We start from the raw sequence: 24048 nt of genomic DNA on the forward strand, positions 1-24048 counted from the left end.
TTCGACCGCACTTTCGGACATGCCGGCATGCTCCGGTCGGCAATTTAACTGCCTGAAGGCGTCAAGGCGCGAAAAAGCGGCTGAAAAAGCGTCCGATTAGCCTTAAACGCGTTACAATAAACCCGTCTCAACCCAAGAACCAAAAAGGAGGTTTCATGTATCTCGGCATTGATCTCGGCACATCCGGTGTGAAAGTTGTGCTGCTGCATGAACAACACATTCTTGCCACTGTTTCCCGCCCGCTTTCCATTTCCCGCCCGCAGCCGCTTTGGTCGGAACAACAGCCGCAGGATTGGTGGAATGCGGTCAATCAGGCTATGCTGGAATTAAGCGCACAACATGATTTAAGAGCGGTAAAGGCTATCGGGCTGACCGGGCAAATGCACGGCGCCACTTTACTGGATAAGCAGGATAACGTTTTAACGCCGGCGATTTTATGGAACGACGGACGCAGTTTTGCCGAATGTGCGCAGTTGGAGGCCTTAGTACCCCGTTCCCGCACTATTACCGGCAATATAATGATGCCGGGCTTTACCGCGCCGAAACTGAAATGGATAGCCGAACACCGACCGCACATTTTTGCTCAAACGGCAAAAGTGCTGCTGCCGAAAGATTATCTGCGTTTGCGGATGACCGGCGAATATGCCTCCGATATGTCCGATGCCTCCGGCACAATGTGGCTGGATGTCGGCAAACGGCGTTGGGATCTTGCTTTATTAAACGCCTGCGGGCTGGATGAAAGCCAAATGCCGGCGCTTTTTGAGGGCAATCAGATTACCGGTTATTTACGGCGCGAACTGGCCGAACAGTGGAACATGCAGCGCGTGCCGGTGGTGGCCGGCGGCGGTGATAATGCGGCGGGCGCCATTGGTATCGGCTTATATCAAGCCGGTCAGGCGATGTTGTCGCTGGGTACGTCCGGCGTTTATTTTGTGGTAACCGATACCTTTACCGCCAACCCGCAAAAGGCGGTGCACAGTTTCTGTCATGCACTGCCGGAACGCTGGCATTTAATGTCGGTGATCTTAACCGCCGCCTCCGCGCTGGATTGGGTGCGGCAGGCGACCGGCATGCGTGATATTGCAACGTTATTTCAACAAATCGAACAAAGTGCGGTGGATTCTGAGGCGATTTTTTTACCTTATTTATCCGGCGAACGCACACCGCATAATGATCCCTATGCCAAGGGCGTATTCTGGGGATTAACCCATAATGATAATCCGGCCACACTGGCGAAAGCCGCACTGGAAGGCGTCAGTTTCGCCTTGGCAGAAGGCATTGACGTCTTGCATGAAACCGGCGTACAGGCTGACAATATCACCTTAATCGGCGGCGGTGCCAAAAGCGCTTACTGGCGTCAGCTGCTGGCGGATATCAGCGGACGCACATTAGCATACCGCACCGGCGGCGATGTCGGCCCGGCTTTAGGTGCGGCGAAACTGGCACAAATCGCATTGCATCCGCAGCAGGATATTGCCGCGTTTTGCCGGCCGCTGCCACTGGAAGCAGTGTACCGCCCCGACCCGCAACGCCATGACCTCTATCGCCGCAAACGCGAAAAATTCAGCGCGCTGTACCAGCGCTTAAAAGGCTTCTAAGCGGCTAAAACATGCGGTAACTAAAATATGCGATAACAAAGAGGCGCACTTAAAAGTCGGATGGGGGTTGACTCTAGAAAATTGGGTAAACCGTCTGAAAATTGAGTGTGCCGTTTGAGCATAGTGGGGTAATGTAAAAGCGCTGATTAACGCGGCGGCGTTATATTTTATCAGATATTTCCACATTACCCGTTTTATGTTTTCGTCTGCGTTTTCCCTGCATCAAGCAGTTTATGCGTATGCCGCGTCGTTCCAACGTAGCTGGTTTTTTAGCTCGGCAAGTGTGGTGCGGCGGTTGATATGGATAAACTCAATACCGAAATAATCGGCGAAAGTTTGCAGCATATCGGCGTCGATAGCCAGACTGAACACGCTGTGATGTGCGCCGCCGGCAAGAATCCAGGCTTGGGTGCCCACATCAAAATTCGGCTGTAATTGCCAGAAGGCGTGGCCCACCGGTAAGTGCGGCATTTCCTGCGGTTTTTCGATGGCGTCCAGATCGGCTACGATCAGCCGGAAGCGATTGCCCATATCCACGATGGTGGCGTTGATTGCCGGGCCGGCTTTGGCGCTGAAGATTAAACGGGGCGGATCGTCCTTGCCGCCGATGCCCAGCGGTTTAATATCCAGCACCGGCTTGTCCCGTGCGATAGACGGGCAGACTTCAAGCATATGCGCGCCCAGCACCACTTCGTTATTGTCGTCCAGATCGTAGGTATAATCTTCCATAAAGGAAGTGCCTTGCCCTAAGCCGTCGCTCATCACTTTCAGCGCGCGTACCAGCGCCGCGGTTTTCCAGTCGCCTTCTGCGCCGAAACCGTAGCCTTGCGCCATTAAGCGCTGAACCGGCAGGCCGGGTAACTGTTTCAGACCGTTGAGGTTTTCAAAGGTATCGGTAAAAGCGTTGAAACCGCCTTGTTGCAAAAAGGCCTTTAAGCCCAATTCAATACGCGCGCTGTCTAAAAGTGCGGTGCGTTTTGCGCCGTTTTTCTGCAAACTGTCGACCAGTTGATAATCGGCTTCGTATTCTTTGACTAAGGCGGCAATATCTTCTTCTTTTACCTGATTAACGGCGTTGGCCAATTGATAGACGCCATAGCCGTTCACGCTGTAACCGAATGTAATTTGTGCCGCCACTTTATCGCCTTCGGTCACCGCCACTTCGCGCATATTGTCGCCGAAGCGTGCCACTTTTAGGTGTTTTTGATCGTAAATCGCGGCGATGACGCGCATCCAGCGATCCAGTTTTTGCCGTACCGCCGCCGCTTGCCAGTGACCGACCACAATGGTGCGCGGTTTGCGCAGTCTTGCCGCCAGAAAGCCGAATTCACGATCACCATGGGCGGTTTGGTGCAGGTTCATATAATCCATATCAATGTCATTCCAGGGAATGTTCCGGTTGAATTGAGTATGAAACTGTAGCAGCGGTTTGCTCAGCTGGGATAAGCCGGCAATCCACATTTTCGCCGGCGAGAAGGTGTGCATCCAGGCGATGATTCCGACACAGCGGTCGGTATTGTTCGCCGCCTGACACAGCGCGAGAATATCTTCCGCACAGGTGGCCGGCGCTTTTAATTTAATCTGAATAAACGGCTGTTGCCGGTTAAGATAAGCGGTAATCTGTTCGGCATGCCGGTTTACCTGCCGTAATGCTTGTTCGCCATAAAGATGCTGGCTGCCGACGATAAACCAGACTTCCAGTTGCTTGATAAATTCCATTGCAATGCTCCTTACGATATAAACCGAGTCCCGTTATTGTTGATCCGAACTGAATGTTGCCGCAGCTTGGGCGACGGGAAGACCGCGTACATAACGCTGCATAAACCGCGCATATCCCCGCGCCGTTGTCGAATCCGGCCGGCTGACGGAAAGTGCGGTTTGTTTAAACACCGTTTCGTTTAAATACTGTTCCAGTGATTGAGCGGGGGCGTGCGCCAGATAGTTGGCCAGCAGGGCAATCCCCCAAGCGCCGCCCTCGGCCGCCGTATCCATAACCGCAATCGGCACGTTAAGTGCGCCGGCCAGAATGTGCGAGGCAACCTGTTTGGTTTTGAACATGCCGCCGTGGGCAAGAATTTGCGTGACGGCTACGTTTTCCCGCTGCATCAAAATGTCCATTCCCAGTTTCATCGCGCCGAACGCACTGTAGAGATGAACGCGGATAAAATTGGCAAGGTTAAACCGGCTGTTTGCCGGGTGCATAAAGGTTGGGCAGCCCGCCGTTAAACCGACGTTGTGTTCGCCGGAATAAAAACCGTAAGACAAAAGTCCGCCGCAGTCGGCATCGCCTTCCAGCGCATGCAGGAACAATGTTTCATAGACCTGATCAATATCCGCTTTCACGCCGAATACCGTCAGTGTTTGATGAAAAAGCGCGATCCACGCATTAATATCCGATGTGCAGTTATTGGCGTGCGCCATCGCCACCGGTTTGCCCGCCGGCGTGGTGACCATATCCAGTTGTTCATATACGTTTGACAGCGCCTTTTCCAGCACGACCATGGCAAAAGCGGAGGTACCGACGGAAATATTGCCGGTGGTTTCTCTGATGCTGTTAGTGGCGACCATTCCCGTGCCGGCGTCGCCTTCCGGCGGACACATTTTAATGCCGGCCTGTAGCTGCCCGCTCGGATCCAGCAGGCGTGCGCCCGCGTCGGTGAGACAGCCCGCGCATTGTCCGGCGACTAACACCCGCGGCAGGATCTTTTTGATTTTCCAGCGATAATTCTGCGCGGCGATAAGCGTGTCAAAGTCATCCAGCATGGATTGCTGATAAGATTGCGTATGCGGATCAATCGGAAACATACCCGAGGCCTCGCCGATGCCCAACACTTTTTCTCCGCTGAGCAGCCAATGCACATAGCCGGCCAGGGTGGTGAGATAATCAATGTGCGCCACATGCGCTTCCCGGCGCAGAATCGCCTGATAAAGGTGAGCGATACTCCAGCGCTGCGGGATAGGATAATTAAAAAGAGCGGTCAGTTTTTGCGACGATTCTGCGGTAAAATTATTGCGCCAGGTACGGAACGGCACCAGCAGGTTGTTTTGGCTGTCGAACGGCAGATAGCCGTGCATCATACCGCTGATACCGATCGCCCGCGCCGAGGTCAGATTCGTATGATATTGCTGTTGCACCGATTGTGCCAGCGCCTGATAAGCCTGCTGTAAGCCTTGCCGGATAGCTTGTTGGGAATAAGTCCAGATGCCGTCGATGAACTGATTTTCCCAGTTTACGCCACCGCTTGCCAATATATTGCCCTGTTGATCAACCAGTACCGCTTTGATTCGCGTGGAACCGAATTCAATGCCGATAGCGGTGTCGCCGCTATCAATAAGCGCTTTGTTAGACTGCATATTTCCCCCTTAACGATATGTAAGCGAATCAATGATGCCTGCGGTTTAGGATAAGGGAAATATTAATCGCAATTTCATCCTGAGGGATAGGGGGTAAACCGCTATATATATGGACAAAACGGCTGTGTCGGCAAATCTGTGAACGCGCGCTGGATTGGGTTGTTATGCACGGGATTTTGTTGTTGGCGAGACTGTTTTTTTATTGATAAATCAAGCGGATAAATTATCTTGAATTACGGTATGCCGACGGGTTCAAACCGGTGTAACGTTTAAACAGACGGGAGAAATAAAGCTGGTCGTCATATCCCAGCTGGCGGGCGATATGGTAAATCGGGGCATTGGAGGTATGCAGTAAATGCTGAGCTTTGATCATCCGCTGTTCTTCCCGCCATTTGATCATACCGTTGCCGATCTGGCGGGAAAACAAATGCGCCAGACGGGACGGTGACATATGAATATGGGCGGCAATTTCGGCGATTTTATGGTTTTTGTCCAGATTGTCGGTAATAAAATGGCAGGTGGACAGCACGCGCGGATCCAACATTCGCTGTTTATTGGCCGGATCCAGCTTAAAGCATGTGATCAGCAGCTGCTCCAGCAGGCACATGGACATTTCCTCGGAAAATAAACCGCCGGAGTTGTATTCTCTTTCGATGCGGCGGAATAAGCGGCGGATTTCCCGATACAGCTGCGGATCGCTGACCGTCAGCCTGCCGACATGATTGACGCTGTCCGTCCAGTTCAGCCAGTCGGTCCATAAAGCGCGCGGGCGAAAGTAAATCCACTGGTGAAACCAGTCGTTTGCGGTGCGGCAACGATGATAATAATGTACCGCACTTGGCGGAAACAGCAGTAAATCCCCCTCCGAACAGTCGAAGGCCTGTTTGCCGCTGAACACCGTCCCTTTGCCTTTGACCGTCAGATTAATAATATAGCCTTTCATGCCGTTCGGGCGATTGATCACAAAGTCAAGCGCTTTGCCTTTTTCAATCGGCGTACAACCGGCCACCAGATAAGCGCCGAAATTGTAACCGGGCAGCAGCGGGTCCGGCTGCTGGTGGCTTTCGTGTCGGTTCATCCCGCATCCCTCCTGTACCCTCTAGGCGTTGATAAATCGCTGTTTATATTTATCAAAAATCACCGCAATAAGCAAAATCAATCCGCGCACCACATATTGTGCGAACGGTGAGATATTCAGCAGATTCATGGCGTTTTCAATGGTGCCCAGAATCAGTACCCCGGCAATGATGAAAGAAATTTTCGCCACTCCGCCGTTTAAGGACACACCGCCGAGAACACAGGCGGAAATCGCCACCAGTTCAAAACCGATAGACGTCATCGGCTGCCCGCTGGTCATGCGCGCCGCCAAAATAACGCCGGCCAAGGCGGAAACCAGTCCCGATACGACAAAAATAATCAGCTTGGTGCGATCAACATTAATGCCCGCCAGACGGGAAGCCTCTTCGTTGCCGCCGATCGCCAGCGTATTGCGTCCGTAGGTGGTTTTGCTGAGCAAAAAACCGAACAGCGCGATGCAGAGAATGGTGAAAATAATCGGCAGCGGAATGCCGAAAACGGATCGATAACCGATATCGAAAAACGCTTCCGTGGTGATCCCCACCGCTTTGCCGTCGGAGATAATATAGCCCAGACCGCGCGCAATCTGCATACTGGCGAGGGTTGTAATCAGCGAGTTGATTTTCAGTTTGGCGATCACAATACCGTTCAGCAAACCGATTAACGCGCCTAAACCCAGCCCGGCACCGATGCCTAAAACAAGACTTTGGGTGGCATTCAGCACCACCGCGCAGACCACTCCGGCACAGGCGATGACGGAAGCGACGGATAAATCGATTTCCCCGGCGGCAAGGCAGAATAACATGCCGCACGCCACCATACCGCTCATGGAAATGGCCAGCCCCAGCCCTTTCATGTTGATAAGCGTGGCGAAATTCGGAATAAACAGACAGGAACCGATGAAAATCACAAAGAAAATAAGCAGCATACCGTAAGCATTCCAGAGTTTGCTCAGCGTGCCGGCATGATGTTTTTGCGCAGAAGTTGGTGTATTCATCCTCTTTCTCCTCAGTTAAGCGACTTTGCTGTCAACCATCGCCAGTTTCAAAATGGTTTCTTCCGTGGCGTCTTTTCGTTCCACCATGCCGGTAATTTGCTGCGCCCGCATGACGATAATCCGATCCGACAGGCCGATAATTTCGGGTAAATCGCTGGAAACCACGATAATCGCCAGTTTTTCATCGGCCAGTTTGAAAATTAAATCGTAAATTTCCGATTTGGCGCCCACATCAATGCCGCGGGTCGGTTCATCCAGTAACAGCACCTTAATATTTTCCGACAGCCAACGGCCTAAAATGGTTTTTTGCTGATTGCCGCCGGACAGATTCACCACCAGCTGTTCGACGGACGGCGTTTTAACATTCATTTGGCGACGCTGTTTTTCCGCATTTTTACGTTCCCAAGATTCATTAATAATGAATTTAAGCCGGTTATGCAGACGTCTGGCGCTGATATTGATATTTTCGGCCACTGTCGCGGTAGGGATAATCCCTTCTTTTTTCCGGTCTTCCGGACAAAGCACAATACCTTGTTCAATGGCGTCTTTCGGCCGGCGGATTGTGACGGGCCGCCCATCCAGCTCAAGGCTGCCCTGTGTCATCGGATCGGCGCCGAAGATGATTTTCAGCAGCTCCGAACGACCGGCGCCGACTAAGCCGAACAGCCCCAACACTTCACCGGCGCGCACGGTCAGATTAAAATCGCCTTTCAGTTTGGTGCCGCAAAGTGCGGTCGTTTTTAAACGAATTTCGCCGAGCTTACGCGCACGATAGCGATAAATATCGCCGAGATGACGACCGACCATACTGCGTACCAGTATGTCGTGATTGATTTTGCTTAAATCGGAAAACGTTTCCACGAACTGACCGTCTTTCAGTACGGTGATTTCATCACTGATACGGAAAATTTCTTCCATGCGGTGCGAAACATAAAGGATCACTTTTCCGGCGTCTCTCAGCTCGCGAATGACCGCAAACAGTTTTTCGATTTCCGGGGCGGACAGGCTGCTGGTCGGTTCGTCGAAGGCAATAATTTTGGCGCCGCGGCTCAGCGCCTTGGCGATTTCGATCATTTGCCATTGCCCGATAGAAAGCGCTTTTAGCGGCGTATCCGGCGCAATGGATAATGCCAGTTTATCTAAATAATACTGTGTCCGTTCCGTCATCGCCTGCTTATCGATGACCCCGAATCTGTTCGGTAGTTGCCCTAAACACAGATTTTCCGCAACCGTCATTTCCGGCACGATATTCAGTTCCTGATAAATAATCGCAATTCCCGCCAGCAGCGCCTCTTTGGTATTTTTAAAGGTCAGTATTTTGCCGCCGATAGATAATTTTCCTTCGGTCGGCAAATAATTACCGCTTAAAATCTTCAGCAGCGTGGATTTGCCCGCACCGTTTTCGCCCATCAGCGCATGGACTTTGCCCTCGTAACATTTAAACGATACATGTTGCAGGGCATTGACACCGGGGAAGCGTTTACTGATGTTGTCAAACTCTAAATAGGGGATTTGCATATCGAATTCCTCTTTTCAGGTTATCTGGGAAGGCTGCCGGCATTCGGCGATGCTATGCCGGCAGAAGTGACTGGCAATGAATGATTACAAGCCTTTTTTCGCCAGTTCCGCTTTGAAGTTATCGCGTTTCAGGAATACCACATCCTGCACGGCGATGTATTTTTCCGGCTCAACGCCGTCTTTTATCCATTTATACAGCATTTCCGTACTGCGATAGCCGTGAACGTCCGGGCTTGGCAGCAATGAACCGAGAAAACCGGTCGGATTCGGTTTGGAAAGTTCGTTGACCGCATCCACGCCGTTGATACCGATCGCCACCACATTGTCGGCTTTAAAGCCCTGTCCTTCTGTGGCGCGCACGCCGCCTAACACCGTGTTGTCATTCATTCCCACAATCAGCCAGTGTTTCACTTCGGGATGCTGCACCAACATCGCATTGGCGGCGTCCAGCGCGCCCGGAATATCGTTGCTCTTGGTCGGGGATTTATAGATATGCTGTGCCGGGAAACCGGCTTTGATTAACGCCGAGATAGCGCCTTCGGTACGTCTGCGCGCGGTGTCCAGTTCATCGGCGGTGATGGCCAGCACCGCCGTATCTTTTACATCCCAGCCGCGCTGTTGCATCTCTTTATAGAGTTCCTGACCTTGCCGCTCGCCGATTTCGGTGGCGGCCATCATAATCAGCGGTACTTCGGTCATCGGTTCGCCGGCGGCATTTAAGAATTGATCATCCACGGCGATCACTTTAAGGTCATAAGCTCTGGCTTTCGCCATAATTGCCGGGCCGAGCCGCGGATCCGGCGTACAAATCACAAAACCTTTTGCACCGCTGGCCGCCAGATTATCAATGGCGTTTAGCGTTTTTTCACCGTCCGGTACCGCAATTTTAATTATTTGCACATTGCCGATATCTTTTGCCGCTTTATCGGCAAATGCCCATTCGGTCTGGAACCAAGGCTCTTCCGGCTGTTTAACCAAATAACCCAGTTTGATGGTGTCGGGCGAGCTGGAATATACCGGTTCGGCATTAAATCCGACAACCGCAAAAATTGACGCCGCCACAATAGATTTGAGAAACGTTCTTTTGGATAAGTTCATCATTTCGCCCCTTTTCAGTTTAAATCATTAATTTAATCAATAAGATAATGTTACTGATTATACAGTTTGCGTAAATCGCAAAACCATATTAAAGGGTCTGATAACAAAAATACTCGATCTGGATCACATTCTAAATTTACAGCACAATCGTCCATATATTCAGCTAATAACTCCTGTTAGCTTTCGGACGTGCGTGCAAAGTGCGGTGATTTTTCTGTGTATTTTTACACCTCTTTCGGCGCCAAGTGTTGATAAAACAGGGCGAAAATGCACCGCGCTTTTGTTTAAGCTTGAGGCGGCAGGCTTTTTTGTCGTAGGAATTGTTGGACTTGCGGGTAACTGACAGCGCCGCCGGTGGCGGAAACGGAAAACAGATTAAAATAAGCCAGACTGTGACCCAGCTGCAAAACCGCCTGCAACGGCATATTCTGGTGCAAGCCGTATAAACAACCGGCGCAGAATGCGTCACCTGCTCCTAAGGTACTGACGATATTCTGTTTTTCCACCCAATAAGACGGAATGCACCGGTTTTCTCCGGCACGGTTGCAGGCAACCGCCCATTCGGGACAATGCACAATGACGCTGTTTTTTACGCCGAGGCGCTGAATTTGGTGTGCCAGCCGCAATAAATTTTCCGGATTTGACGGTAAGCCTTCGTTATCTGTCAGCATTTTGGCTTCCACCTCATTAATAATCGCAAAATCAATATAAGGCAGCGCCGGCCGGATATGCTGCGTGAATATCGCTTTATTGCGGACGGAAACCAAATCAATGGAAATCAGCAAGCCTTTATCCCGTAGCGCCTGCAAAATAGCGGGTAAATGGTGATTAAGCAATGCCGGCAGCAGCGGCAAATATGCGATATGCGCGATCTTAGCCGGGTGATTTTGCCGTAGGATCTGCTGTTTCCCGTAAAGGCTCATGGCGCCGACATAATGGAAAAAGGTACGCTCACCGCTTTGACTGTTGATCATCACATCCGTAAATGATGTGGGCAACGCGGTCAGCGACAGCCCCTCCGTATTGACGTGATGTTGCAGCGCTTGTTGAGTAATAAATTGGCCTTCTGCATCATCGCCGATTGCGCCGCTTAAATACAGCGGCAGTTCGGGATCCAGTTTGGCAAGGTTGAACAACACGTTGGTACAACCGCCGCCGCAATGTTGTTCGATATGGGAAATTGTCGCCAACATGGTTTCCTGCGGGTAATCGGAAATCATCAGAGTGCGATCCACCAGTACGTTGCCGATTGCCAGAATGCCTTTGCGTTTAGTCATAGAGTTCGGCCTTATGAATGCTGTTGAAAATAGCCATTTGTTGTGCGACGGTTGTCGAGATTGCACGCTGCATATTTTCCATCATAATCAGATAATAATTGTATTTATGAACCAGTGCGGTGGTGGCGACATCCTGCTCGATACTTTGTAATGCGGCTTGCGACATACCGGTAAAGAAATTGATTTTGCGGATACCGCGAGCAATGGCGTTACGGAAATCTTCTGCGCTTAAACCGGATCCGCCGTGTAAGACCAGCGGTATGGGTACCGCGTTATCAATTTGGGTCAGCCGGGCGAAATCCAGTTTCGGTACGCCTTTATATTTTCCGTGCGTGTTGCCGATCGCAACTGCCAGTGCGTCGATGCCGGTGGATTGTACGAAGTCCGCCGCTTGTTCCGGCGGTGTATATAAGGCGGTATCCGCCGCACTTTCCAGCGCGCCGCCTTCATCACCGCCAACCGCGCCCAGCTCGCCTTCAACCGAAATATTATAACGGTGGCACAGCTCGACAACTTTGCGGGTTTGCGCCAGATTTTGCTCATAACTCAGGCCTGAGCCGTCAAACATAATGGAAGAAAAGCCGCATTGCACGGCGGTTTCAATGGTGCTGAAGGTAAAGCCGTGATCAAGATTCAAACAGACCGGCAAACCGGAGTCCGCCGCTTTTTTCTTGATATAATCCGCGGTGGCATAAATATCGATATACGGCAGATGGACTTCCGCCACATTAATAATCACCGGGGAGCGGTTGGCATTTGCCGCATCGAACACCGCATCGATAAAATTGGAATCAATGGCATTAAATGCGCCGACGGCAAAGTTATGTTTATCCGCTACCGCCAAAATATCTGTCAAATTTAATAAAGCCATTATTTACTCCTTAATATAGGTTTGATAATCACTGCATAACAAATGATCCGGCGCTTCGTCCTCTTCGATTTGAGAAAAACGACCTAAAGGTTCTAGAAAGCGGTTGTCGGTCAGATCATCATTGGCCATTGACACTTCGCCGGCAAGCACCGCGCCTTTTCCTTCCTGCGCCCAGAAACTGTGATACAGCATCGGTGTCAGACAAATGCTTTGCCCCTCGTGAAGACAAATGGTACCGCCGGCCGGTACGGTGATAGATTCGCCGTCAACGGCGACCTGCACATCGGCGTGTTCGTCCGGCAGATCGGTGTGTTCGTTGCGTCGGTAAAGGCGCACGATTAAATGACCGCCGCTGCGATTAATGATGTCTTCCATTTTTTTCCAATGATAGTGCATCGGCGTGACCTGATTTTCATTAACCAGCATGATTTTTTCCGCATAGGGTTTATTGTTCGTCGGCGATTGATTGCGTATGGTAAACAGAGTTAAACCGATTTTGTGAAATTGATTTAAGCCGAAGTCGGTCACATCCCAGCCTAAGTGGGCATCAATAATTTCCCGTTTAGCGGTGAGATTCATGGCCTGCCAGTCTGCCGGCGTATATTGTGCGAATTCAGGTAAGTGAAAGTGATAATGTCGCATCACATGTTTCATATGACGGATAATGGCATTGATTTCTGAGCGTTTCATGATGATGTCTCCAACTGAAAGTGCGGTCGTTTTTTGTTGTGTTTTTACATGTTGCGTTGCAGGCGTTAGGGATTTTCTAACGGCCATAACCATGCCGCCCCGCGTACGCCGCTGGAATCGCCGTGCAGGGCTTTTTTTATTTCGGTAGCGCATTCATGCCCGAAAACATACTCGTTCAGTAATTTAGGTACGTTGTGATAAAGACGCTCGATATTACAGACGCCGCCTGCGAGAACGACCACATCGGGATCCAGAATATTAAGATAAGCGGCTAACGCTTTGGCCAAACGACGTTCGTAAGCCTGCATGGATTGCTCGGCGATGGCATCGCCCTGTTCGGCAAGCCTGACGATTTCATCCCCTTTTAAACGATTGCCGGAACGGCGTTCGTAATCATCGCATAGCCCGGTGCCGGAAACGAATTGTTCAACGCAACCGTATTTGCCGCAGTAACACGGTGTTGCCTTTGCGGCCTGTTGTTCTTCCTCGTCCAGCCATGGCAGCATATTATGTCCCCATTCTCCGCCGATCCCGTTGGCGCCGCTATGTGGTTTGCCGTTAATCACGATACCGGAGCCGCACCCGGTGCCTAAAATCAGCGCGAGTACCATCGCTTTGCCGGCGCCGGCCCCGTCGGTGGCTTCGGATACGGCCATGCAGTTGGCATCGTTGGCTACGCGGACTTCGCGTTGTAACAATGCGGATAAATCTTTATCCAGCGAATGTCCGTTCAGCCACACGGAATTGGCGTTTTTTACTTTACCGGTGAACGGTGAAAGGGTGCCGGGAATACCGACGCCGACACTACCACGTTGTCCGGTCGCCCGTTCGGCATCGTCCACCAGATTTTTAATTGCCGCTAATGTGTCCGGATAGGATCCGCGCGGTGCGGCAATCCGTTTACGAAACAGTTCGTCGCCCTGATCGGAAAGGGCAATCACTTCGATTTTGGTACCGCCTAAATCAACACCTATACGCATAATTTCCTCTTTGTTTTGTGCCGGTCGGTGAATGTTTATATTTGTGAGTTGGTTAATATTATTCCGTACATAAATTCTATATACTTGCCGTGCTAAATCAGTGACGGTGAATGAACGATGTCAAACAAAATTCTTATTATTGACGACGATATTAAAATTTGTGAGCTGCTGGTCGATATCTTTAACCAACACGGCTATACCGCTCAAAGTGCGCAAAGCGGCGCGGGCGCATTGGCGTTATTACAGGCCGAACCGGATGTTGCGTTAATTTTTTTAGACCTCATTCTGCCCGATATCAACGGTTTGTTATTGTTGCAGCAAATTAAGGCGCTGACCCCGGTGCCGGTTATTATGCTCAGCGGGTTAGGCGCCGAATCCGACGTTGTTGTGGGGCTGGAAATGGGCGCGGATGATTATATTGCCAAACCGTTTTATCCGCGCGTCGTCGTGGCGCGCGCCAAAGCGGCAATCCGACGCTCCCTGCCGCAACATGCTGCACCCGTATATCAACATAACGGCCTGTGTTTTCATCAATGGTTTTTAGATACGGAAAACCATAAATTAATTTCGCCGCGCAAACAGGAAGTAGGATTAACGCAAGGCGAATATGTGTTACTGCACGCCTTAGCCACCCATCCGCAAAAAGTGTTATCCAGACAAAAACTGCTGGAATTGACTCACAGCGAAAGTCTGGAAATTTTCGACCGCACTATTGACGTATTAATTATGCGGCTGCGTAAAAAAATCGAACCGAATCCGAAAGCGCCAAGTTTTATTCAAACCATCCGCGGAACAGGGTATTTATTCGCCTGTGACGTTATCCGGGTAAATCCATTCAATACCGCAATTCGAGGATAATTTCGCTCTGCGGCGAAGAAGAGCGAAATTCTGCCCGTTTATTTCACTGTCCAGCCTTTATAGTCTTTAATATTATCGCGATTGATTAAGGTGACCGGAATTAATACCGGATCTTGCGGTGCGGCTTTGCCTTGCAGAATGTCGTAACCGATTTTCACCGCTTCCGCCGCCATAACCTGCGGATCCTGTGCCGGCGTGCCTATAAACAGGCTGTCGGGCTGTTTTAATGCTTCCTCGCCGTCAGGAGAACCATCCACGCCCATAATAAAAAATTCGCTGCGCTGAGCCTGTTTGGCAGCCAAATCCGCGCCGATTGCAGTCGGATCGTTGATAGCGAAGACGGCATCGATTTTCGGGTGGGCGATAAGTAATGAGGTCATAACCTCTAAACCGCCTTCACGACTGCCCTTGGCATTTTGATTGTGGGATAACACTTTGATATCCGGCACTTTGGCAAATACGTCCATACAGCCTTGCACGCGATCTTGTACGGCGGATACCGGTGGGCCGTTTATGATCACCACATTCCCTTTATTGTTGATTTTGTCCATAATGGTCCGGCAGGCAATTTCGCCGGCCTGATAGTTATTTGAGGTTACCGTCGCGTTGGCACCGTCCGCCGCAACGTCAACCGCAATGACGATAATTCCCGCATCACGCGCCCGTTGTACCGCCGGGCCGATGCCTTTGGAATCCGCCGCGTTAAGGATAATCATGTCGGTGCCGGCGGCGATGAAGTTATCAATCTGGGCAACCTGCTGACCTAAGTCGTAACCGCTGGAAACTAACGTGACTTTCACGTTATCGCCCGCCAATTCTTTGGCTTTTAGCTCCGCACCTTTTGCGATTTGCACGAAAAACGGATTTGCCAAATCACCGACCGTCACACCGATGGATTTTAATTCCTTTGCCTGAGAAAACGGCGCGACGGCTAACAGCAAAGAGACGGCTAATGTTTTTAATTTCATAGGGTTTCTCCTGTTTCACATGGAATGAACGTTTAAGATGTTCGGGTACGGTATTTATCAATCAATACCGCGATGATGATTACGCCGCCTTTTATAACAAGCTGCCAGAAATAGGATACGCCCATTAATGTCATCCCGTTATTGAGCGTTGCGATAATCAAGGCGCCTATTAATGTTCCGGTAATGGTTCCGATACCACCGACGAAACTGGTGCCGCCTAAAATAACGGCGGCAATGGCATCCAGCTCATAGCCGACCCCGAGATTGCCGTTGGCGCTGTATAAACGGGAGGCGCTCATGACACCGCCGAGTCCGGATAACAGGCCGCTTACGGCATAGACGAAGATGAAAATTAACGAGACTTTAATACCGGTTAAGCGTGCCGCCTGTAAATTACCGCCTACGGCATAAATATGCGTTCCTAAGGTGGTTCGACGTAAAATGAACCAGCATACGGCAATGACGACAAAGGCGATAATCACCAACCAGGGTATTGAACCGAGATAGCCGTTTCCTATCCAAGAAAAAGTGATTTTAGAATTAATGACGGTGGTTCCGTCCGCTACCAGATAAGCAGCGCCGCGCAATGCGGTATAGGTGCCTAACGTAACGATAAATGGCGGCAATCCGGCATAAGCGACCAGCAAACCGTTAAACATTCCCATACCGAGACCGGCAATTAACGCGATCGGTACGGCAAAATCGGCCAGCGCCGGATTAAGAGAACTGACTAACGCCATTACGGCAGTCACACCTAAAATAGAGCCGACGGAAAGGTCTATTCCGCCGGTTAAAATGACGAATGTCATGCCGGCGGCAAGTACAATATTAATGGAAGCCTGACGTGTAATATTCATCATATTCGCTTCGGTCATGAAATTCGGCGCGATAAATGAAAAGACGATAACAATCAATATGAGAATCGGCAGGATCCCCATTGCCTGCACCGCCTCCGCAACAGCGGGTTTTTTAAAGGCCGGTTTGGTTTCCGTCGTCGGTATAGCCGCCATAATCATTCTCCTTATCGTTTGCTCGACCCGTCATGCCGCCGCCGCACCGCAAGCCAGCGTCATAATATTTTCCTGTGTAATTTGTTTATCCTGTACTTCGCCGACGATATGTCCTTCACGCATCACATAAACGCGATCGCTCATACCGATGATTTCGGGCAGTTCGCTGGAAATCATCAGAATCGCAACGCCTTCTCTGGCCATTTGGGTCATCATTTTATAGATTTCGCTTTTGGCTCCGACATCCACCCCCCGAGTCGGTTCATCGAGAATGAACAGCTTCGGCCGGATCGCCATCCAGCGGGAAAGCAACACTTTCTGTTGATTTCCGCCGGATAATCCGCTGACATTGACATGGGTATTCGGCACCCGGATTTTCAGCCCTTGAATCGCACGGTCGGCCGTTTCCCGCCCTTTCTCCTGATTGATCACCATCATGGTGGCATCACGTTCCAAGGTTGCCATCGTAATATTTTTAAAGACATTCATATCCAGAAACAACCCTTCTTCTTTTCGGTTTTCCGGCAACAATGCGACATGATGAACAATCGCATCGCGCGGCGAGCCGAAGCTGATTGGTGCACCGTTCAGAAAAATGTTGCCTTGCGTTTTCGGGCTGACCCCAAATAATAACCGTGCCAGTTCGGAACGTCCGGCACCGACCAAACCGGATAAACCGACGATTTCACCTGCCCTAACGCACAGTGAGGCGTCCTGTACTTTTTTGCCGTCGGATAAGTGTTCGATACGCAGGACTTCATCGCCTATCGGTACTTTTTCTTTATTGAATAAATCCGTCAGCGGACGCCCGACCATCATTTGCACTAATGCTGAAGCATTAATGGCTTCACGCGTCAGCGAACCGACATATCGACCGTCGCGCAATACACTGACCCGATCCGCCAGCTCGTAGATTTCGGCCATGCGATGACTGATATAAATGATTGCCAAACCTTCGTTACGCAATTTTTTGATTAACGCAAATAAATGCTCGGTCTCTCTGGAAGAAAGCGCCGCTGTCGGTTCGTCCATCACGAGGATGCGGCTGTTGCGGTGCAACGCGCGGGCGATTTCCACCTGTTGCTGTTCGGCGATGGTCAGCGAGGCGACTTTCTGCGCGGCGGAAAACTGTGCGCCGAGTCGATTTAACACCTCCTGCGCCTGCCGTGCCATGTGTTTTCGGTTTAACCCGAGGCAATTTTTTATTTCCCGGCCTAAAAAAATATTTTCGGCGACAGTCAGGTTGGGAGAAAGATGAATTTCCTGATAAATCAATGTAATACCTGCGCGAATAGCGTCTTTAGGCGAGGTGATGGCAAACCGCTGATTATCAATATAGATGTTACCGGACGTTGCGGTATATACGCCGGCAAGAATTTTCATCAGTGTACTTTTCCCGGCGCCGTTTTCGCCCATTAAGGCGTGAATTTCGCCACGATAAATATCCAGATTGACGTCCTGCAGCGCATAAAAACTGCCGAATCGTTTGGCAATACCTTGCATTTTTAGCAACGGTTGTTGCGGAATCCGTGTCGCCTGCTCCATCGTTTTATCCTCCGACTGAACTTGACGGTTATTACAGCACAGGAATGTGAACGGAAAATGTTTAATCTTGTTCATAAATGTCATAATTCTGCGAATTTTTATCGCTAGAATAAGACGCTGAACGGCTGAGCAAAGTGCGGTAGAAAATCATGATAAATCTGAAAAATACAATATTTACAAAGCGTTATACGGTAAAAGTGCGGTTAATATTTTTTGTTTTTATGGCCATTTTTCTGATTGTACTGATCAGTTTCAGTGCGGTAATCGGGTTAAGCAATACTTATCATTCTTTGTCAAATTTGAGAGATAGATCACTAAATCAGCTGTTTTCTTCCATGACGCTGGGCGTTAAAACCTCACAGATTTCGACCTATTCCACCCGTTTAAGTCAGACTATCCGTGCGCTGGAATATAAGGAAGCGTCAGAGCAACTGGAACAGCATATTCAGCAGGTTCATTTACTGTTAAACGATGTGGAAAAACATGCCGGCGCGAAAGCAAACAGACCATTTGCCGATCTTGTGCAATCCCTGCGCGCGCTGGAACAGAGCGTCAAAGAACTGTTACATCAGGCCTATCGGCGGCATATTGTCCGCACGACGATTATCAGTAAACTCAATCAGAGTCTGCTGCATATCCGTCATATTAAGCGTTTGCAAACACGAGATCCCTTATCCGGCCATTTTCTGCCGCCATTGAGCAAAATTGAAAATCTGATTGAAGATGCAACGCGCAGTAGCTATTCGCCGAGTACGTTTTTGAGTATTCAGGCGATGTTTTCTTTTTTACCCGCCATGACGTCTTTCCCGGCCATTGAACAGGAATGGCATAAAGTGGAACAGGCGTTTGATGATGTGATCAAACAATCGGATGAATTAAATCGAGTGAATCTGCGGATTTTGTTTCTGACCAATCAGATTGATGCGCTGGTCAATCATATTGATAAAAATTACAGCCGGCTGGCAGGGCAGAAAACGCAGGAAGTGAATGGGACGTTTGAACGGCTTCAGGGCGATCTTTCACGCTATATTCTGTCGGTATTGCTACTGGCCGGGTTTATTATTCTGTTAGTCATTATTTTAGGTCGTTATATTTATCGGTTAATCGGTACCCGGCTGTCATCCATTACCGAGGCGTTAATTCGTCTTTCCAAAGGAGATAAAAATGCCACCGTACCACAACAGCAGACGCAGGACGAAATCGGAGATTTAGCGCGGGCATTTGATGTTTTTCATCAAAATGTCGTCAAACTGGATCAGACGGACGCATTACTGCAACAAACTTTTTTGGCAATGCGCGATGGGCTGGCGATTTTTGATAAGCAATACAAACTGGTGTCTTATAATGCGCAGTTTGCCTTATTGCTGGGGCTTGAACAGGCGGTGCCGCAGCCCGAATGGAATCTGCCTGCATTGGTGAAATTTATGCGCCGCCATCATGCCGCCGTGTATGGCTCCGAGCGGGCGATAACGGTTGAATTGTTGTGTGAAATGCGGCGCGAACAAGAACCGTTGGAAATCGTATTTAATCATTTGATTTTTGAATGGCGCATCAGTTTTCTACAAGACGGCGGGTTAGTGGCGTTTTTAATTGACCGGACGCAGCGCAGAAAACTGGAAAGCGAGCTGGCGCATAGTCAGAAAATGCGCACGATCGGTCATTTAACCGGCGGTATCGCCCATGATTTTAATAATTTATTGGCGGTCATTATCGGCAATCTGGACATGATTGATCCGGCAACCCTCACGGAAAAGCAGGCCAAACGGCTGCACAATGCGCTAAAAGCGGCGGAGAACAGTGCAACCCTGACTCAGCGCCTGTTGGCTTATGCCAGAAAGCAACCGCTTTATCCCGGCGTATTGGATATTAATCAGCTGTTGATGGATTTTGCCGAACTGATGGAACATAGTCTGCCGGCGACGGTGAAAGTGCGGTTGGATTTGGCGGAGAATTTGCCGCCGGTTTATATTGATAAAAATCAGCTGGAAACCGCCTTGGTGAATTTAATCCTGAATGCGAAAGATGCGCTGGACGGCGAAGGTGAAATTCTGATCAAATCTTGTCAACTGCTGGTACAGCGTACTTATAAAAAAGAACAAATGGTGCAGATTGCTATTATTGATCACGGTTGCGGCATGGATGACACAACCCGGAAACAGATTTTCGAACCTTTCTTCACAACCAAGAAAAACGGCAAAGGCAGCGGTTTGGGATTGTCGATGGTGTATGGGTTTATCCGCCAGTCAAAAGGACGGGTGATTGTACAATCCGAACCGGGTAGCGGAACCTGCGTGAATTTACAGCTTCCGCTCGCCGTTCAGCCGCAAACGCACTCGGATGAGAATCGTGATCTTATGCCGCGCAACAATGACATGAAATCGGTTTTGCTGGTGGAGGATCAGCCCGCACTGCGCGACACGTTAGCCGAGCAGCTTAGGGAAATGCACTATCTGCCGATTGTGTTTGAAACCGGTGAGCAGGCGACGGATTATGTAAAACAGGGCAATTGCGTCGATTATCTGTTATCCGATATTGTGCTGACGGGTAAAATCAATGGCATTGATGTGGCGCAACGGGTTCGTCAGCACTGCCCTGCCTGCAAAATTCTGTTAATGACCGGAAATTACAGGGAATCCGCGGATAAATCGGTAAAATTTCCTGTTTTGAATAAACCGTTTAAACCGGCGGCGTTACAGCGCATGTTAAGCCGTTTGTAACCGTCGCCGGACAGGCTTTGCCTGAAAAGTGCGGTAACTTTTGGCGAAGTTTTTGCCGTATTTTACTTGCCTTTTTGCACCCAGTATTTAAACGGTATGCCTTCCGTTTCACTTTTCAGCAGGCGGTGTTCCATAAACTGACAGAAGCTCGGAATATCCCGGGTGGTGGCCGGGTCGTCGGCGATAATCAGCAGCACTTCGCCGGGTTGCATATGGCGGATTTGTTTGCGCACCAGCATAACGGGTTCCGGGCAGCGTAGCCCTTGCGCATCAAGTGTGTGATGAATGGTAATGTGGTTCATGATTTGCTTATTCGTTTCATCCGTTTTGTGCGTATAATACCGTTCAATCAAATGACGGTCAAAAGCAAAGAAGGCATTATGCAATATCCGATCCCGAAAAGTGCGGTCGTTTTTGAAGAAGAAATAAAGAAAAGCCGTTTTATCACTTATCTGGCGCATACGCCGGGAGTTGAGCAGGCGAAATTATTCTGGCAGGCAACCCGACGGCGTCATCCGCAGGCGCGTCATCACTGCTGGGCTTGCGTGGCGGGGCAGCCGGATAATTCGCTGGCGCTCGGTTTTTCCGATGACGGTGAACCGGCGGGCTGTGCGGGAAAACCGATGCTGAATATCTTATTGGGCAGCGGAATCGGTGAGATTAGTGCGGTGGTGGTGCGTTATTACGGCGGGATTTTGTTGGGCACCGGCGGGCTGGTGCGCGCTTATGCCAACGGTGTGCGGCAGGCGCTGACGTTGCTGGAGACACAGTTAAAAACGCAGCGCCGGCACTATATACTCACCTGCGGTTACGGGCAGGTACAGCGCATACAATCGCTGTGCGAAAAATATGATGTGCGGATTGACGCGCAGGATTTTCAGGCGGCGGTACAGTTTGAGTTGGGCGTAAGTGATGATAAACTAGCGCCATTTCAGCAGGAATTAACAGCATGTTTCGCCGGCACTCTGCATTTGCGGCGGGCGAAATAAGAGAGAAGATTGTGCATATTTTATCTATTGTGCGGATCGTCGGTATTCTGGTGATGTGTTTTTCCATCACCATGCTGGCGCCGGCATTTGTGGCGTTACTGTATGGTGACGGCGGCGGTAAGGCCTTTATGCAGGCGTTTGCCATTAGTTTGAGTGTCGGGGCGGTATTGTGGTGGATGTTCCGGGCGCATAAGCAGGAGCTGCGCTCGCGGGAAGGGTTTCTGATTGTTGTGCTTTTCTGGACGGTGCTCGGTTTGCTGGGATCTATCCCGTTAATGCTGTTTGAACTGACGCATTTAAGTTTTGCGGATGCGGTGTTCGAATCGTTCTCCGGATTAACCACAACCGGCGCGACGGTGATGTCGGAGCTGGATAAGCTGCCGAAAGCCATGTTATTTTATCGTCAGTTTTTACAGTGGATTGGCGGGATGGGGATCATCGTGCTTGCCGTTGCGATTATTCCTTTGCTGGGGATCGGCGGAACGCAGTTATACCGGGCGGAATCCTCCGGGCCGCTGAAAGAACAGAAAATGCGCCCCAGAATTGCAGAAATTGCCAAATTATTATGGTTCACTTATCTGTTTCTCACGGTGCTGTGCGCCTTTGCCTATTGGTTTGCGGGCATGAACGTGTTTGATGCCATAGGACACAGTTTTTCCACCATTTCAAACGGGGGATTTTCCACCCATGATGCCAATATCGGTTATTTTAATAATTCGACGATTTACATCATTACGGCCATTTTTATGTTAATTGCGGGCTGTAATTTCAGCTTGCATATTGCATTGCTGTCGAATTTTAAACGCATCGGCATATGGAAAAATTATTATGCCGATCCGGAATTTCGCTTTTTCTTTTTTATGCAGATTGGTTTTATCGTCGTTTTTTCGCTCGGATTATATTTAAGCTATGATTTAAGCGTATTCGATGCCATCGCACAAGGCGCGTTGCAACTGTCGTCCATGTCTATGACGGCAGGCTACACGATTTTCGATATTAATACCTTACCGGCATCATTGTCTTTGCTGTTGGTTGTGGCGGCGGTGATCGGCGGCTGCGGCGGTTCGACCACCGGCGGCTTGAAAGCGATCCGGGTGCTGGTGCTGAGTTTGCAGGTTAAAAGAGAATTAAATCATCTGGTTCACCCCAATTTGGTGCAGCCGATTAAATTCGGCAAGGATATTTTGCCGCAACGGATTATCGAAAGTATTTGGGCTTTTTTTATCACGTTTGTGTTTGTCTTTTTAATTTGCGTTTTTGCCGCGATTTTATGCGGCATGGAAACGTTTGACGCGATCGGCGGGGTGTTGGCGACATTGACGAATGCTGGTCCGGGTTTGGGCATGACCGGTCAGAGCTTTGAAAATGTCCCGGATAATGCAAAATTTATCTTCTCATTTGCGATGGTATGCGGCCGGTTGGAGCTGTTTTCATTGCTGGTACTCGGTACCTCGGCATTCTGGAAAAGTTAGATGGAAACCTTAATTTTATATTCAAGCCGTGACGGGCAGACAAAAAAAATCGCCGATTTTATCGCGAAGGAATTGAGCGGCAATGTCACGGTTCAATCGCTGCATGAGGTGGCGGAATCATCACTGGTTCGGGCCGATCGAATTATTATCGGCGCATCAATCCGTTACGGCCATTTTGAACGGGCGCTGGACGATTTTGTAAAAAAACAGACCGCACTTTTGAATAAAAAGCCCAGTGCGTTTTTCGGCGTCAATCTCACCGCGCGCAAAGTCGGCAAAGATACGCCGGAAACCAATGTTTATGTCAGAAAATTTTTACAGCGCATTCAGTGGAAGCCTGAACTGGCAGCGGTTTTTGCCGGTGCGCTGCGCTATCCGCGTTATCGTTTTTTTGATCGCATAATGATTCAGTTGATTATGAAGATTACCGGTGGCGAAACCGATCCGACAAAAGAGATTGAATATACGGATTGGCAGAAAGTCAAAGCGTTTGCAGAAAAGTTAACGTGATGCCGCAATCTGCATAAATAGGATGAAAATAACGCTATTTATGCAGATTTGTTTAATAAAAAAGCATTTGCGATCATTTTCTCAAAAAATATCTTGCGTCAATAAAGCAAATCTCTATAATACGCCTCCGCAGCCGCGATGACGGCGGGTAGGCGAAAGCGGCGGTCAGTTTTTTACTGAAACGGAAAAATAACCGCTTGACGAGATGAACGATTGTGTTTATACTTGCACGCCTTGCTTCATGCAACTGTTCTTTAACAATTTATCAGACAATCTGTGTGGGCACTTGTTGATTGACTTTGTTGAAAAATATTTTTTTAATTTTGAAGTCTTGATAAGTGCTTAACTTGAAATTCATGATTCTTTCATTTTATTACGTTATGTTTTAATTTGATGGAATGAAATTTTTAGCTAGTAGCAGTTATTGAGCGAATCAAGCTTTAATTGAAGAGTTTGATCATGGCTCAGATTGAACGCTGGCGGCAGGCTTAACACATGCAAGTCGAACGGTCGCGGATG

General features: G+C 49.6%; 20 protein-coding genes and 1 rRNA gene. 7 read left to right on the forward strand and 14 right to left on the reverse strand.

Annotated features, from left to right (window positions below):
• The first annotated feature begins 155 nt into the window (after positions 1-155).
• Positions 156-1598 (forward strand): xylulokinase, encoded by a 1443-nt coding sequence (gene xylB / locus ACESOH_RS11605; protein ID WP_373101273.1) that lies wholly within the window; start codon positions 156-158, stop codon positions 1596-1598.
• A gap of 231 nt (positions 1599-1829) precedes the next feature.
• Here xylB and araA read toward each other — a convergent pair whose 3' ends face one another.
• The 10 genes from araA to mak all read right to left on the reverse strand — a co-directional run bounded on the left by araA (position 1830) and on the right by mak (position 13460).
• Positions 1830-3317, reverse strand: a complete 1488-nt coding sequence (gene araA, locus ACESOH_RS11610; protein WP_373101274.1) for an L-arabinose isomerase — start codon at positions 3315-3317, stop codon at positions 1830-1832.
• Positions 3318-3350: 33 nt separating this feature from the next.
• A complete protein-coding gene (locus tag ACESOH_RS11615) occupies positions 3351-4952 on the reverse strand; it encodes a xylulokinase (RefSeq protein WP_373101275.1) in 1602 nt (533 codons plus the stop codon).
• Positions 4953-5175: 223 nt separating this feature from the next.
• A complete protein-coding gene (gene araC / locus ACESOH_RS11620) occupies positions 5176-6030 on the reverse strand; it encodes an arabinose operon transcriptional regulator AraC (RefSeq protein WP_032093929.1) in 855 nt (284 codons plus the stop codon).
• Between the two features lie 21 nt (positions 6031-6051).
• Entirely contained in the window at positions 6052-7026 is a 975-nt protein-coding gene (araH, locus tag ACESOH_RS11625; RefSeq protein WP_032093928.1) for an L-arabinose ABC transporter permease AraH, read from the reverse strand.
• Between the two features lie 15 nt (positions 7027-7041).
• Complete coding sequence (araG, locus tag ACESOH_RS11630; RefSeq protein ID WP_373101277.1) at positions 7042-8544, reverse strand: L-arabinose ABC transporter ATP-binding protein AraG; 1503 nt, start codon at positions 8542-8544, stop codon at positions 7042-7044.
• 84 nt (positions 8545-8628) lie between these two features.
• A complete protein-coding gene (locus tag ACESOH_RS11635) occupies positions 8629-9645 on the reverse strand; it encodes an arabinose ABC transporter substrate-binding protein (protein WP_373101278.1) in 1017 nt (338 codons plus the stop codon).
• A 281-nt stretch (positions 9646-9926) separates the two neighbouring features.
• Positions 9927-10919 carry a carbohydrate kinase family protein gene (locus ACESOH_RS11640; protein ID WP_373101280.1) on the reverse strand — a complete coding sequence of 331 codons (993 nt, stop codon included), beginning with the start codon at positions 10917-10919 and terminating at the stop codon, positions 9927-9929.
• Positions 10912-11790, reverse strand: a complete 879-nt coding sequence (locus ACESOH_RS11645; protein ID WP_373101282.1) for a ketose 1,6-bisphosphate aldolase — start codon at positions 11788-11790, stop codon at positions 10912-10914. The genes ACESOH_RS11640 and ACESOH_RS11645 overlap by 8 nt, the downstream gene beginning before the upstream one ends.
• A 3-nt stretch (positions 11791-11793) precedes the next feature.
• The gene (locus ACESOH_RS11650; protein ID WP_032093923.1) at positions 11794-12480 is read right to left on the reverse strand and encodes a D-lyxose/D-mannose family sugar isomerase; all 687 of its coding nucleotides are present in this window, start codon (positions 12478-12480) and stop codon (positions 11794-11796) included.
• Positions 12481-12545: 65 nt separating this feature from the next.
• Positions 12546-13460 carry a fructokinase gene (gene mak / locus ACESOH_RS11655; RefSeq protein ID WP_373101284.1) on the reverse strand — a complete coding sequence of 305 codons (915 nt, stop codon included), beginning with the start codon at positions 13458-13460 and terminating at the stop codon, positions 12546-12548.
• Between the two features lie 117 nt (positions 13461-13577).
• Here mak and ACESOH_RS11660 point away from each other — a divergent pair, with 117 nt between their 5' ends.
• The gene (locus ACESOH_RS11660; protein WP_032093921.1) at positions 13578-14318 is read left to right on the forward strand and encodes a response regulator transcription factor; all 741 of its coding nucleotides are present in this window, start codon (positions 13578-13580) and stop codon (positions 14316-14318) included.
• Between the two features lie 38 nt (positions 14319-14356).
• Here the strand turns inward: ACESOH_RS11660 and ACESOH_RS11665 are convergent, their stop codons facing one another.
• From ACESOH_RS11665 to ACESOH_RS11675, 3 genes are read right to left on the reverse strand one after another with little or no spacing between them, the layout of a single operon-like run.
• Positions 14357-15286, reverse strand: coding sequence for an ABC transporter substrate-binding protein (locus ACESOH_RS11665; protein WP_373101285.1), 930 nt, complete (start codon positions 15284-15286; stop codon positions 14357-14359).
• 32 nt (positions 15287-15318) lie between these two features.
• Positions 15319-16296 (reverse strand): ABC transporter permease subunit, encoded by a 978-nt coding sequence (locus ACESOH_RS11670; RefSeq protein ID WP_373101286.1) that lies wholly within the window; start codon positions 16294-16296, stop codon positions 15319-15321.
• A gap of 30 nt (positions 16297-16326) precedes the next feature.
• Positions 16327-17841 (reverse strand): sugar ABC transporter ATP-binding protein, encoded by a 1515-nt coding sequence (locus ACESOH_RS11675; RefSeq protein ID WP_373101297.1) that lies wholly within the window; start codon positions 17839-17841, stop codon positions 16327-16329.
• Positions 17842-17990: 149 nt separating this feature from the next.
• Here ACESOH_RS11675 and ACESOH_RS11680 point away from each other — a divergent pair, with 149 nt between their 5' ends.
• The gene (locus tag ACESOH_RS11680) at positions 17991-20558 is read left to right on the forward strand and encodes an ATP-binding protein (RefSeq protein ID WP_444335313.1); all 2568 of its coding nucleotides are present in this window, start codon (positions 17991-17993) and stop codon (positions 20556-20558) included.
• 62 nt (positions 20559-20620) lie between these two features.
• On the opposite strand, the gene tusA is transcribed toward ACESOH_RS11680, so the two are convergent.
• Positions 20621-20860 (reverse strand): sulfurtransferase TusA, encoded by a 240-nt coding sequence (tusA, locus tag ACESOH_RS11685; RefSeq protein WP_373101289.1) that lies wholly within the window; start codon positions 20858-20860, stop codon positions 20621-20623.
• A gap of 51 nt (positions 20861-20911) precedes the next feature.
• On the opposite strand from tusA, the gene ACESOH_RS11690 reads away from it, so the two are divergent.
• The 4 genes from ACESOH_RS11690 to ACESOH_RS11705 form a co-directional block, all read left to right on the forward strand.
• Positions 20912-21547: a YigZ family protein gene (locus tag ACESOH_RS11690; RefSeq protein ID WP_373101290.1), complete on the forward strand. Its 636-nt coding sequence runs from the start codon at positions 20912-20914 to the stop codon at positions 21545-21547.
• Positions 21548-21558: 11 nt separating this feature from the next.
• Positions 21559-23019 (forward strand): TrkH family potassium uptake protein, encoded by a 1461-nt coding sequence (locus tag ACESOH_RS11695; RefSeq protein WP_373101292.1) that lies wholly within the window; start codon positions 21559-21561, stop codon positions 23017-23019.
• The gene (gene hemG / locus ACESOH_RS11700; RefSeq protein WP_373101293.1) at positions 23020-23529 is read left to right on the forward strand and encodes a menaquinone-dependent protoporphyrinogen IX dehydrogenase; all 510 of its coding nucleotides are present in this window, start codon (positions 23020-23022) and stop codon (positions 23527-23529) included.
• Between the two features lie 441 nt (positions 23530-23970).
• Positions 23971-24048, forward strand: a 16S ribosomal RNA gene (locus ACESOH_RS11705); the annotation flags it as partial.

It is taken from the genome of Necropsobacter rosorum (genome assembly GCF_964241405.1).
GTDB classification, from domain to species: Bacteria; Pseudomonadota; Gammaproteobacteria; order Enterobacterales; family Pasteurellaceae; genus Necropsobacter; species Necropsobacter rosorum.

Bases quoted from the DNA above. Each gene is read 5' to 3' on its own strand.
- xylB (WP_373101273.1), top strand. From the start codon at position 156: ATGTATCTCGGCATTGATCTCGGCACATCCGGTGTGAAAGTTGTGCTG.
- araA (WP_373101274.1), bottom strand. From the start codon at position 3,317: ATGGAATTTATCAAGCAACTGGAAGTCTGGTTTATCGTCGGCAGCCAG.
- ACESOH_RS11615 (WP_373101275.1), bottom strand. From the start codon at position 4,952: ATGCAGTCTAACAAAGCGCTTATTGATAGCGGCGACACCGCTATCGGC.
- araC (WP_032093929.1), bottom strand. From the start codon at position 6,030: ATGAACCGACACGAAAGCCACCAGCAGCCGGACCCGCTGCTGCCCGGT.
- araH (WP_032093928.1), bottom strand. From the start codon at position 7,026: ATGAATACACCAACTTCTGCGCAAAAACATCATGCCGGCACGCTGAGC.
- araG (WP_373101277.1), bottom strand. From the start codon at position 8,544: ATGCAAATCCCCTATTTAGAGTTTGACAACATCAGTAAACGCTTCCCC.
- ACESOH_RS11635 (WP_373101278.1), bottom strand. From the start codon at position 9,645: ATGATGAACTTATCCAAAAGAACGTTTCTCAAATCTATTGTGGCGGCG.
- ACESOH_RS11640 (WP_373101280.1), bottom strand. From the start codon at position 10,919: ATGACTAAACGCAAAGGCATTCTGGCAATCGGCAACGTACTGGTGGAT.
- ACESOH_RS11645 (WP_373101282.1), bottom strand. From the start codon at position 11,790: ATGGCTTTATTAAATTTGACAGATATTTTGGCGGTAGCGGATAAACAT.
- ACESOH_RS11650 (WP_032093923.1), bottom strand. From the start codon at position 12,480: ATGAAACGCTCAGAAATCAATGCCATTATCCGTCATATGAAACATGTG.
- mak (WP_373101284.1), bottom strand. From the start codon at position 13,460: ATGCGTATAGGTGTTGATTTAGGCGGTACCAAAATCGAAGTGATTGCC.
- ACESOH_RS11660 (WP_032093921.1), top strand. From the start codon at position 13,578: ATGTCAAACAAAATTCTTATTATTGACGACGATATTAAAATTTGTGAG.
- ACESOH_RS11665 (WP_373101285.1), bottom strand. From the start codon at position 15,286: ATGAAATTAAAAACATTAGCCGTCTCTTTGCTGTTAGCCGTCGCGCCG.
- ACESOH_RS11670 (WP_373101286.1), bottom strand. From the start codon at position 16,296: ATGGCGGCTATACCGACGACGGAAACCAAACCGGCCTTTAAAAAACCC.
- ACESOH_RS11675 (WP_373101297.1), bottom strand. From the start codon at position 17,841: ATGGAGCAGGCGACACGGATTCCGCAACAACCGTTGCTAAAAATGCAA.
- ACESOH_RS11680 (WP_444335313.1), top strand. From the start codon at position 17,991: ATGATAAATCTGAAAAATACAATATTTACAAAGCGTTATACGGTAAAA.
- tusA (WP_373101289.1), bottom strand. From the start codon at position 20,860: ATGAACCACATTACCATTCATCACACACTTGATGCGCAAGGGCTACGC.
- ACESOH_RS11690 (WP_373101290.1), top strand. From the start codon at position 20,912: ATGACGGTCAAAAGCAAAGAAGGCATTATGCAATATCCGATCCCGAAA.
- hemG (WP_373101293.1), top strand. From the start codon at position 23,020: ATGGAAACCTTAATTTTATATTCAAGCCGTGACGGGCAGACAAAAAAA.